Annotated in this window: 7 protein-coding genes; 3 read left to right on the top strand and 4 right to left on the bottom strand. The window is 38.5% G+C overall.

Annotated features, from left to right (window positions below; translation table 11 throughout):
- Window positions 1-70: 70 nt before the first annotated feature.
- The 3 genes from E4T88_RS08485 to lipA all read left to right on the top strand — a co-directional run bounded on the left by E4T88_RS08485 (window position 71) and on the right by lipA (window position 3,204).
- On the top strand, window positions 71-1,567 hold the full coding sequence (locus tag E4T88_RS08485; protein WP_135105024.1) for a butyryl-CoA:acetate CoA transferase: 1,497 nt from the start codon (window positions 71-73) through the stop codon (window positions 1,565-1,567).
- A 218-nt stretch (window positions 1,568-1,785) separates the two neighbouring features.
- Window positions 1,786-2,214 (top strand): hypothetical protein, encoded by a 429-nt coding sequence (locus E4T88_RS08480; protein ID WP_135105023.1) that lies wholly within the window; start codon window positions 1,786-1,788, stop codon window positions 2,212-2,214.
- 147 nt (window positions 2,215-2,361) lie between these two features.
- Window positions 2,362-3,204 (top strand): lipoyl synthase, encoded by an 843-nt coding sequence (gene lipA, locus E4T88_RS08475; RefSeq protein ID WP_135105022.1) that lies wholly within the window; start codon window positions 2,362-2,364, stop codon window positions 3,202-3,204.
- 3 nt (window positions 3,205-3,207) lie between these two features.
- Here lipA and E4T88_RS08470 read toward each other — a convergent pair whose 3' ends face one another.
- From E4T88_RS08470 to E4T88_RS08455, 4 genes are all read right to left on the bottom strand, one after another.
- Window positions 3,208-4,380 (bottom strand): THUMP-like domain-containing protein, encoded by a 1,173-nt coding sequence (locus E4T88_RS08470; protein ID WP_135105021.1) that lies wholly within the window; start codon window positions 4,378-4,380, stop codon window positions 3,208-3,210.
- Window positions 4,380-8,885, bottom strand: coding sequence for a translocation/assembly module TamB domain-containing protein (locus tag E4T88_RS08465; protein ID WP_438503328.1), 4,506 nt, complete (start codon window positions 8,883-8,885; stop codon window positions 4,380-4,382). The genes E4T88_RS08470 and E4T88_RS08465 overlap by 1 nt, the downstream gene beginning before the upstream one ends.
- A 179-nt stretch (window positions 8,886-9,064) precedes the next feature.
- Window positions 9,065-9,724, bottom strand: coding sequence for a suppressor of fused domain protein (locus E4T88_RS08460; protein ID WP_135105019.1), 660 nt, complete (start codon window positions 9,722-9,724; stop codon window positions 9,065-9,067).
- Window positions 9,725-9,917: 193 nt separating this feature from the next.
- Window positions 9,918-12,278 (bottom strand): family 20 glycosylhydrolase, encoded by a 2,361-nt coding sequence (locus E4T88_RS08455; RefSeq protein WP_135105018.1) that lies wholly within the window; start codon window positions 12,276-12,278, stop codon window positions 9,918-9,920.
- Window positions 12,279-12,392: the final 114 nt, after the last annotated feature.

The following is a 12,392-nucleotide window of genomic DNA, read 5'->3' as shown; positions in this document are numbered from 1 at the left end:
TGCAGCGCCAAAGAGAAGGTGTTAAAAATCAACTTTATACAATTTATTTAATCATACTTTTAGAAAAGACATGGCTTTAAAATTTATGACTGCTGATGAGGCAGCCGCACTTATCAAACACAATGACAATGTAGGATTTAGCGGATTTACTGCCGCAGGATGTCCTAAGGTAGTACCAGTAGCGTTAGCTAAAAGAGCTGAAGCAGAACATGCAAAAGGGAATCCATTCAAGATAGGAATGTTTACCGGAGCATCTACAGGCGATTCTATCGACGGGTCACTGGCTCGTGCTCATGCAGTTAAATTCCGTACACCGTACCAGTCTAGTAAAGATATGCGAAATGCTATCAACAGCGGGGAGGTTAAATATTTTGATATGCACCTTTCTCAGCTTGCTCAGGAAATACGTTATGGCTTTTTTGGACAAGTGGATTTTGCTATTATCGAAGCGTGTGACATTACCGAAGACGGTGAAATAGTACCAACATGCGGTGTAGGAATCACTCCTACTGTAGCTCGCCTTGCTAAAACTGTAATTGTAGAGCTTAACAGATGGCATCCGAAAGAAATGCGTGGTATGCACGATATTGCAGAGTTACCAAACCCTCCACACCGTAGAGAGATCGGGGTATATTCTGTAAAAGACCGTATGGGTACCGACTGCGTAAAAGTAGATCCTAGCAAAATAATCGTTGTAGAAACAAATACTCCGAACGAAGGTGGTGGCTTTAGCCCTGTAGACGAAATAACAGCAAAAATCGGAGAAAACGTTGCTAACTTTTTTGTTAAAGAAATGGCTGAAGGCCGTATGCCTAAAACATTCCTTCCTGTTCAGTCGGGTGTAGGTAATATTGCAAATGCAGTATTGGCTGCAATGGGTCAAAGCAAAGAAATACCTGATTTTGAAGTTTACACAGAGGTTATTCAAGATGCAGTAATCAGCTTGATGGAAAGCGGACGTGTAAAATTTGCAAGTGGATGTTCGTTAACAGTAAGTAACCCTGTTATCGAAAAGATATACAAGAATCTGGAATTCTTCAAAGAAAGACTTGTGCTTCGTCCTTCTGAGTTTTCTAACAATCCGGGTATCGTGCGTCGCTTAGGTATTATCGCTATCAATACAGCTCTGGAAGCTGATATATATGGTAATATCAACTCTACTCACGTTACAGGCTCTAAAATGATGAATGGTATCGGTGGTTCGGGAGACTTTACCCGTAGTGCTTATGTATCTGTATTTGTAACTCCATCAGTAGCTAAAGATGGAAAAATCAGTGCATTTGTTCCTATGGTATCGCATCAGGATCATAGTGAGCACTCTGTAAAAATCATTATCAGTGAATATGGTATTGCAGACCTTCGCGGTAAATGCCCTAAAGAAAGAGCAGAAGCGATTATCGAAAACTGTGTTCATCCGGAATACCGTCCATTGCTAAGAGAATATCTTGCTCGCAGCGAACAAGGACAAACTCCTGTTGACTTATATGACGGTTTTGCTTTCCACGAAGCTTTCATCGAAACCGGCGATATGCGCAACGTGAAATGGACTAAAGAAAAGAAAGCTTGATCTCGATAGATTAAGTACTACAATATTATAGAAAATCCTGTGCTCAACTATTGAGTACAGGATTTTCTATTTATAAACATACATGATGTCCGTTTATGAACACAACAAGGCTTCCATAAATCAACATAAGAATCTAGTATACTGCACATTATAAATAATGGCACAGTAATTGACTTTATCGTAGTAAAATAAAATGTTTTACTATAAAGCGTACAATTATGAGAACAATAAAACTAATCACATTAACAATCATCTCATTTCTATCTATCGGAATATATGCACAGAAGAAAGTTGAGGTAACATTAAAAGAAAGACAACCGCAGGAGAGAGAATCTTTAATATATAAGAATAATGAGATTACCTCCAAAATTGTATATGAATATGATTGCAATGGATACAGAACAAAACGCACATCTTATGAATGGAACAAAACCCTTGGATGGGTAGCCCTATCACTATACCAATTCGAGTATAACACCAATGACCAGATAGATAACGTTTATTACACGAAATGGGACATCCGAAAAGAAAAATGGACTGACATTTCTGATCTGATAACATATAAATATGATTCGGATGGCAATCTGGCAACCATAGAGCGAACAAAAATAAACGGTAAACCTTTAGAGCTGGTATCATTATATTAAGGAAGTGCTTGTAAGAAAATCCTGATTTGCTAGAAACAAGTCAGGATTTTTACATTTCTTATAATCTAGTTTTTATTTTAACCTTTTAAAATTAATGTTTTATTATCTATCTCCTATCTTTGTTATTCAATAATAGAAAAGTATTCAATGGAACACGTAAAAAAACCAGATTGGTTAAAAATAAAACTTGGGGGAAATAATAATTTTTCACAAACCAAACATATAGTAGAATCACATAACCTACATACAATTTGCTCGAGCGGAAGATGTCCTAATATGGGAGAATGTTGGGGACGAGGAACGGCCACGTTCATGATCGGGGGCGATATATGTACTCGGTCATGTAAGTTTTGTAACACAAAAACCGGAAAGCCTCTGGCATTGAATCCAAAAGAGCCTCAAAATGTAGCAGAATCCATCCGATTGATGAATCTGAAACATGCCGTTATCACATCCGTAGACAGAGACGATCTGCCTGATCAGGGTGCTATGCACTGGGTAGAAACAATCACGAAGGTGAAGGAAGTAAATCCGAATACAACCCTGGAGGTTCTTATACCCGATTTCCGAGGTAATACCGAGTTGATTGATATGGTTTGCAAAGCCGCACCAAATGTTATCTCTCATAACATGGAAACAGTACGAAGCCTGACACCACAAGTGAGAAGTGCAGCTAAATACGATGTAAGCCTGTCTGTTTTGAAACGGATTGCAGAAAACGGATTAAAAGCAAAATCGGGTATGATGGTCGGACTTGGAGAAACAAGGGAAGAAATCTATCAGCTGATGGACGATCTTTTGGAGGCAAACTGCTCTGTACTTACTATCGGACAATATCTTCAACCAAGCAAAAAACATTTGCCTGTAGTAGAGTATATTCACCCGGATGAGTTTAAGAGATTGAAGAGTATTGCTTTGGAGAAAGGTTTTTCTTATGTAGAAAGTGGTCCACTCGTGCGATCTTCTTATCATGCCGAAAATTGTCTGTAATATTCAAACCTTACGGCAAATAATAAGGACTTTTTTTTCATCAGATAGTGTGGTGGCGAATATATAAATATCTCCACCTTCACTTATTCTTGTCTTTTTTCTGATCTCTTGAACAGAAACAGGAAAATTGCGTGTAGTTATATTCGCTTGTTTTATAGCAGATAAGTGCTGTTTTATATCTTTCTTATTGAAAGAGCATACAGTTTCAACAACAAACTTGCGCCCCTGAAATTCAGAGATCAGATCTGTAGACGTATATAAATGGCTGCTTGGGTGCAACTTCTCTAATTTGTAAATATCAGCTACAGATTTGTACATTCCGGCTTTCAATATCGAAGCATTTGGCTCGTATAGGTATTGTCCAACAGATGAAGCATAATTAACATGGGCTGAATCTTCGTTCTCTTTATGAAATGACAATACATCAGTCTTATCCTTTTGTATATTCACACAATGAATATGCTGATCTTTCTTATTCCTGTCTTTTATAAAAAGTAACTCCTTACACTCGTTCGCTACGCTTACAATATGAATATCAGATACGTTTCTCAAAGATTTTAGTGCTAATGAAATATCAAGCATGGGTGATAATTTTATCATTATCCTCTCGCCTTTTACTTCCAACAAATCTTCTATTTCAATTATATTAGGGGTGCAATCTTCTATACGGAATATTTTTCTCCCTTCGCTACTACGCCTTGCCGGATCGATATATATGAGATCAACAGGTGATAATTTTTCAAGATATGCTATTCCATCGGTGCTCTCTACTCGAACATTATTGAGTCCTAAAACATCTAAGTTATATTTCGCAACTTCAGCCAATTCTTCCTGCAGCTCTATATAAATAGCCTCTTTAAACTTTGCAGCTATGAAAGAGAAATCGACACCAAAACCTCCTGTAAGGTCTATCATAGAATTTCCTTCCACCAAACCCGCCTTGTATCGGGCAGTCTGCTCCGAAGAGCATTGTTCCATTGAGATATGCTTCGGATATAGAATGGAATCGATATGATACCACGAAGGAACTTTCTCTTTTGCAATCTTTCGTCCTGAAATTTGCTGTACTGCCAATTGGATATCTATATCTGGATATCGCTTTGCAGATAAAGCAAGCTCATGAATATCATCACACTCATGCTCTTTTATAAAATCTATTAGTTCAGGATTTAGCATTATTTTTTCATTCTGATAAATCGGCTCAACGAACTACCTCTTTTTGTGGAGTCAGGTAATATAGGAGTAACCGTATCTCGAACAGACTTCGTCTTTAATGTAGGGAATCCAAACAGGTCTCTGAGGTTATCAAAGTCTTTCTTATATATAAGACCTACCCCTTGAGACTGCGATGTTTTTCCGGTATAATAAAATTTCTCGTTATAGTGGTTGTATGCCTTTACGCGCCATGTTCCGGCATTATTGAGCAAATATTCGATATCAACATCACTAATCATGGCTTCTTTGCCATTATTGATATTTACATCATTGCGATATCCAAAGTTACCATTTATCAACAGTCGATCATTCATCAAACGACTAGACAATATGAGTTCTACTTCTGTACTTGTGAAATCTTTATCACTATAACGGATATTGGTTCCGAGCTCCCATCGACTATCTATCTGGCTAACAATTTTGGTCAACTGATTCGACAGTGTAGCCGAAGCCACAGCCGCAAAGTCTGAAGTTTCATATGGGGTATTTGATCCTTTAGGGCTATCAAACTTAGACAAGAGCAGCAAATATGCAACTTGCCAGTTGATCATATCAGGAGTATTTATAAGACTCTTCACCTGCCGTGCCACTTCCGGATCGGCTGCAGGGAATTGTATATCAAGCCCCACGGTAGGTTGTCTCAACGGCCCAGTGAGATCCAGAACACAGTTTACCGGAATAGTAGTCTGCCCGGTTGTTTCTATTAAAGTTTGATCGAGATCTCTTAAACTAGCTGTCAGTTTATAGATAGCCGTTACATCCAAAATAGCTTCGAACGGATCACCCTTAAATTGTACTGTACTTCCATCCTCTATTGTAAACCGCCTTTCCATCAATCGTTGGAAAGTAAAATTGTAACTTCCTCTATTTATAGTATATGTTCCAAACAGGCGAGGTGTAGATTTAGAGCTCCATTGAAATTGCATCGCACCACTACCCGTTCCGCTAATTACATCACCGCCCACAGGGTCCATAAGAATCTCTACTGTAGCGTTAGGAGTGGCATCAATATAAAAATTCATATTTATTTCCATGCCGGAGCTGGCTTGTATCGGCGGAGCGACCTCCGCTATATTTGGAGTGGTTATAGAGTCGGTCTTCTGCTTCGACTTATAATTGATAAAGGAATATTCATTTATGATATTCTCCATAAAATTCATACGGACGAGAGTCTTGTCCTCAGTTCTCATGCTAATATCTATATCTACGGCTCGTTCGTCACCACCAATAGTTCCTTTCCCGCTACCGAATACCTTTCCATAAAAGATTGGATTTTGTTTTTGGGTGGCATTATATACAAGGAAATGATCGGCTGAGAGGTCGACTAAATACATGAAATCCTTAAAGTAGTCGTGAGCCACCTTCCCGCTGGCTAATGACTTATTATTGTATTCATCGATGAGAGTGATGTTGGTAAAGTAGATAAGATCTTTTTTCATGTAGATCGTATCCGAAAACTTATAATTTGTATTCAGAAAGTTAATCCCTATATTCCCGTCCTTAATGTAAGCCTTGCCCTCAACGGTAACATCTGAAAAGTCTCCGAACAAATGTACTTTACCTGTACCTCTACCGCTTATATTCTGAAAAACAGCCTCTGCATACCTATTCAGGAAACTGATATCCAGGCTATCCGCATCAAAATTTATAGAAAGTCCCTGATGTATCGGATCTATTTCTCCGTCTACCTTTGTTTTCTTATTCTCTTTGCTGACAATCATCCCATCCAACATTATTTTGTTGGTTTCGTCATCCAGCTCACTGAATATATTTAACCGCCCAAGCTCTGTTCCATTAAACTTAAAATCAGTGATATCTAAACGGGTATTCAGATATGGCTTGTTCTCGATGCTGGACATAAACAAACTACCTGTAGCCGCTCCCCCAAACCTCAATACATCGATTGCTAATGTCTGGAATACATATTCTAAATTGATCTTCTTCAACTCTACCTTCAATATATCCGAAGAACTGCTTGGCGAGTAACTGCCGTTTATCTTTATCTCTTGACTTTTGTCACTTGTATATACCGAAAAATTATTAACAGCATAATGCCCATCCTGTATTTTAATATGAGATTTTTCCATCTTCCAAATCGTGTTGTTCAGCATTAGCTCGCTTGGTAGTGTTTCAATATCAATCATCAAAGGCCTTCTGTCTTCTTTAGTAAATAACGTGGAAATAGAAAAATCACCTTTAGCCTTCTGCATTCCATCATTAAGAAGAGAAATATTGGTATTTATCTTGTTGTTGGCTAATGTAGATTTTACAGAAATTTCATTTGTCACTTCTTTTTTCCCAATTATAGAGGCATCTATGCGAGTGTTGACAACATTATCTGAATTCTCATTTTCGGCAAGGACATAGCCTGATTTTATGTTCATTCCGGCAGCTTTGATCGCCGGAGTGAAAACTTCCACTTTAAATTTATCCAAATGATTATCGTACCGCCCTACGATTTTAGCCTGATTTATGACCGTAACAGGCAGTTTGAATACAGAACTGAGTGTTTCTGTATTATTGATAGCAAAATCGAATGTGAAATTATTATTAACTACGCTTTTCTCTACCTTCTTTCCATTTACTTTTATCAATGCAGGCAAATATGGATGCAGGGTTTCTAAAATACTATTTGCCATCGTAGAGAAAGAGTAGTCACCATTAACATGTCCGTTAAGAATATCAGACTTTATGCTTAGTGTATGCCCCAAAGAATCTATTGTAGACTTAACAAGAAACTCGTCCATCTTGAAAACTTGATTTTCTCGAAGAAAGTCTACCGAATCGATACGTATATACCCTTGCGCATTATCTATATCCTTACCCACAAAGTCGGCATCTATATTAAACGATAAATAAGAATAAGGCATATTCTTTACCAAATGCAATTTATCTAATTGGATGTCTGTCGCCTTTGCCTTGAAAACAAGTTCGGGCATATTCTTATCTGTAAGATCAAACAAACCCGCTATATCAAGCTTTCCGTTCGGGTCGTCAACCACTAACTTACCATCAATGCGCAAGCCATCATATCCGGCATCAAGCTTTATATTTTTATATGAATATTCTTTATAATCGAAGTTTGGAATAATCCCTTCGGCTTTACCTCTCAGCTTACCATTTTTTGGTTTTTCAAGATCCACTGTCAAGCTTAAAGAAGCCTTATTGAGATCTTTATTATCCAAGAATGTTCCCAAACTGAAATCGGTAGTATATACTTTACCTTTTACGTATGTTTCGATACCCGGCTTCGGATTATTAACTCCGAAAAGCACATCTGTTTTAACCACTCCCAAATCAGTTTCTACACTACCAAAAGCGACAAGTTGATCCAGATAACCCGAAATATCCCCTCTAAAAGATATTGCGCCAAGTTTTTTTAATTGAGCAGGCAGTTGCCCCTTTTTTGATGAGAAGTTGTCAATAATACTCGACAATTCAGTATGGGTTAACGATAATTCATCGACACTACCTAGTACATATGTCTTCGATGGGTCTCTCATATCTCTAATTTCTGCATTCGCAATCAAATGCATCTTTTTCCCGTAATCTAAAGATAAACCCGATACAGTAAGATCATCAATCTTACCCTTGACTTGCCCGCTGATAATGATCTTATCATCAAAGTCTTTCAAGATAGGTACTAATGCAGAAACATCCTTCGGTAATATATAAGAAGTAGCAACAACGCAATCGATACTGGCGTAGTCCATTATCTTAGCGGTATCACTGGTCGGAGTCAGATCTATTTCACAACGACTTAGCTCTAACGAGGATGAAGGCAGGTCGAGCTCAAAATTTCTTATAGAAACTTTCTTTCCTTGAGTGATTACACGGAAAGTAAGATCAGATATATCCAGTCCGCTTTTCTCCCTAAGAGCAAACTTTTTGACTTGAATGTTCAACGAATCCGAAGTCAGAGATTTCATCGCCAACTTTGCATTCAAGTCGGATACGGCTATGTGGTTTTTGTCAAAGTGATGAACAACTAAAGGCTTATCTTTTACATCGTAATAGAATTGACCATTCGTAATATTTACACCATTCAGCTTGATTTCTATTTTCGATTTGGGCTTATCATCCTTTGGTTTAAAAGCATCGATAATATACTGTATATTCAGAGGCGCATCATCAGCCTCTTTAGATAGGTGAACCTCGAAGTCGGAAAGCCATGCAGAGGTTACCACTATTTTATTTTGCATCAAAGAGATGAGATCGACACTGGCTGATATCTTATCGGCAAACAGTATTTTCTCCTGGGACTGATCATACAAGTAAACACTGTCTAGCTGAACAGTATTAAATGGCTGAAAATGCAATTTACCGATACCTAGTTCAGTTCCGATTTTTGCTTTTAATTCATCTACAATAATGCCCTTAGCATATTCCTGCACAGCAGGCATATTCAACAGTCCAAATAGCAGGGTTACGAGTCCAACTATTATACCTGATACAGTGAGAAATATTTGCTTAAACCGTTTAATATCGCTTCCTTTTTAGAGATACAAAATTACCAAAAAAAGTGATTCCCTCTTACTCCGGAAACAGTTATCTTGCACTTTTAGTGTACTATTAAGATTAATTATGGAAAACCTTTTGTAAACACACTTACAAGACAGAAAGCTTTCAGATACTACGCTAGAATCTATCTCCGAAGCAAGTCGGTTACCATCAGAGGATTTGTCGTCTTCATTTCGTCTAAGACTTTCTTCACCTCATCATAAGCCGAGCTTGCCGATGTAATCCGATTCATTTCATTTGCAGTAAGTCCTACCATTTGCAAGAATGACACTTCTCCGTGCGGTGTTTGAATCTTTCCCAATTCAGGATCGGAAACAAAAGCAACCCCTACAATATTAATTTGGGCTGTAGAATTCAAACGAATAGGGCCATTCGCCGGAATAACATGATATTCTTCAAACCACTTACCGCTCTTTATTACATAGCGGGCAAGATTATTCATGAGGTTGACCACCCAAGTAGGGTCGTCACCATCTTCGGCAAAAGGTTTGAGGCGAAATGTAAATTCAAATCCCCATTTACTAAATTCACCTCCGGCAGCCTCTTCGTTATAATAAAGTTCTGACATGCCATAGCTTACTAAGTGACGATGAAACATATCTTTTTGCGAATCGTATATACTCACACCATCTAACGGATCTTCCCCTCCCAGCATGTAATGTACAGGAGGAGCATAATGGCGAGGTTTTTGATCTCCATAGATACCTTCCACTACCTTATCTATCTCCAGCCATCCTACAGCATCATCTTCATCGAATAAATTCTTGTATTCTTTTTGCGTCATTTATGTACTATTCTATTCTTCTAAATTACCTATTTATCCAGAGCACTTAGCTCACAACACTCCAATATAAGTACGGTACATACAAATATAATCTTTTTAGCAAACAGTTGCTGGCGATACACATAAAAAAGTGCCGGCACATGAAGGTACCGGCACATCTCTTACATTATATATCTAGTTACTCTATTGTGTATTACTTAAAATAAGTCTCATCCATGTAACTGAATTCCGATTGATCTGCCTTACGGATACCTACATAGATATCTTCCCACTGGGTAGGCCATCCGCCAAATATAGCACCTAGTCTAATTAGCTTGAATGCATGCGCACCTTTGGCCAATGCAACCGACTTATCGCTACGTGAAAATCTACGAGCAGTTCCATTGTTATCTTTTTCGTTAGATATTAACAATTTGCCATCAATCCACAATTCATAGTCTGTACTGAAGTAGTAAACACCATCTTCAGGAATATTCATGTATCCGGTAAGAACTGTAGAATAATAGTCGTCGGCATACGGTTCTGTATAATTCGGTATTCTATGCTTAGACTTCTGCGGAGCGAGTACATACTCGGTTTCGGCAGCAGTCTTGCCTTCCAATTCTGCCACTGTTCTTGTATATCCTTTGTAGTATTCCGCTTTAAGTCCCGGCTTAGCATCCTTTTCCTTCTCTACAGCCGGTGCATACGATTGCTTTTCGATAGTGATAGTACGCACATCACTCATCTTATCAGACAAAAGGACCGAACGTATTTTCAAGGTTGTATTTTCAGTAAATGTCAACGGCTTGTCATAAACCTGCGACATCAATGCAGGCTCGCTGCCATCGGTAGTATATACCATTTTTACAGGTTCTGTTGTTTTAAATTCCAGTGTAACCTGATCTGTGAATGCTACAAAGTTACATGACGGCGCACCCTTTTGCTCCGGTAGAGGTATGTAATAATTGACATTATGCATATCAAGGCGCACGCGTTGATTATCGATACGACGCTCAAAATCTTTATAGTTTTTCTTATCTTTCGGAGTCCAATTCAGTTCAGCCAATGCAATAATACGCGGATAAATATCATATTCCATACCATTGCCATTATACTTATATTCAGTCCACACATTGGCCTGCGCACCTAAGATATGATGTTTCTTATCTTCGGCAATCTTTTCCGGAACAGGCTCATATCCATATACTTTCTCCAAATTCAAAAAGCCGCCTATCGTTACCGGAAGGTTTTTAGCATCACCTTGGTATTTATCCAGATACATCCATGCCCCCGGTGTCATTATCACATCATGCCCCATATTTGCAGAAGCAATACCGCCTTCTTCTCCTCGCCAACTCATTACAGTAGCTGTTGGAGCAAGTCCACCTTCAAGTATCTCGTCCCAACCGATCATCTTCTTATTGTGCTTCAACAAGAACTTTTCGATGCGCTGCACAAAGTAGCTTTGCAGTTTCTCTTCAGCAGAGTGAGTCTTATCCGCCTTCAAGCCAAGTTCTTTTATACGAGCCTGACACTTAGGACATACTTTCCATCTGTCTTTCGGACACTCGTCGCCACCAATATGGAAGTATTCGCTTTCGAACAAAGGAATCACTTCTTCTATTACATTTTCCAAGAACTGGAATACAGAATCGTTTCCGGCGCAATACACATCGTTTGCCACACCCCAGAAACAACGTACATCGATTGGCTTGCCTGTACAAGACAGCTCGGGATATGCAGCAATTGCAGCTACACCATGTCCGGGCAATTCTATTTCGGGTATAACTTCTATAAAGCGTTCCTTAGCGTATGCCACAACCTCTTTCACCTGATCTTGCGTATAGAAATAAGGGCCATATTCGTTCCCTTCACCCTCTGTTCTTTTTGCTCCTATCTCTGTAAGCTTAGGGTATTTCTTTATTTCGATGCGCCAGCCTTGATCTTCTGTCAGATGCCAATGAAATGTATTGATCTTGAACATCGCCAACACATCCAATTGCTTCTTAATAAAGTCTACATCAACAAAGTGACGGCAAACATCGAGATGCATTCCTCTGTACTTGAATCGAGGCTCATCTTTTATTGCTACTCCGGGTACTTTCCATGCAATATTTTTCACAAGCGTAGGACTTTCTATTTCGGCAGGAAGCAACTGCATTACAGTCTGCATCGCATAAAACAAGCCATGCGGTGTTTTAGCCTGAATATCTATCCCCTTTTCGGTAACGTCGAGCAAGTAACCTTCTTCGTTAACCGGAAGATCTGCGACAATAGACAAATTAATATAATCTGTTGCAGGTTTAGTTTTTTCTATACTCAAGTTGTATCCTGTAGATGCCTTGATTTTTGCAGCAAAGTAAGCAGCTACTTTTTCCACATCTGCGTTGTCTGCTACAAACACAACACTTTTTCCAAGCTTAAAAGTATCTTCTTTTTGCGTCAATTCGAGTGGTAACGGTGTAATATTTATACCTTCATTGTATGGCTTGAGAACTGTAGATTCACTTCCTCCGCATGAAAGCATTAAAATTGTCACCATAAATAAAATGATTGGCGTAAGTTTTTTCATTAGTTTTTACAGGTTTAAAGTTTAATGATTATGGTATTTTAAGTTGATTTTACAAATATAACCATCGTTTATTGCATATCAGCCACCGAATAGTTAATTAACATTTAAAAAAAA

The sequence above is a fragment of the Dysgonomonas mossii genome, from assembly GCF_004569505.1.
Lineage (GTDB): Bacteria > Bacteroidota > Bacteroidia > Bacteroidales > Dysgonomonadaceae > Dysgonomonas.
This window is presented reverse-complemented; position numbering and strand designations above follow the sequence as displayed.

Bases quoted from the DNA above. Each gene is read 5' to 3' on its own strand.
- E4T88_RS08485 (WP_135105024.1), top strand. From the start codon at position 71: ATGGCTTTAAAATTTATGACTGCTGATGAGGCAGCCGCACTTATCAAA.
- E4T88_RS08480 (WP_135105023.1), top strand. From the start codon at position 1,786: ATGAGAACAATAAAACTAATCACATTAACAATCATCTCATTTCTATCT.
- lipA (WP_135105022.1), top strand. From the start codon at position 2,362: ATGGAACACGTAAAAAAACCAGATTGGTTAAAAATAAAACTTGGGGGA.
- E4T88_RS08460 (WP_135105019.1), bottom strand. From the start codon at position 9,724: ATGACGCAAAAAGAATACAAGAATTTATTCGATGAAGATGATGCTGTA.
- E4T88_RS08470 (WP_135105021.1), bottom strand. From the start codon at position 4,380: ATGCTAAATCCTGAACTAATAGATTTTATAAAAGAGCATGAGTGTGAT.
- E4T88_RS08455 (WP_135105018.1), bottom strand. From the start codon at position 12,278: ATGAAAAAACTTACGCCAATCATTTTATTTATGGTGACAATTTTAATG.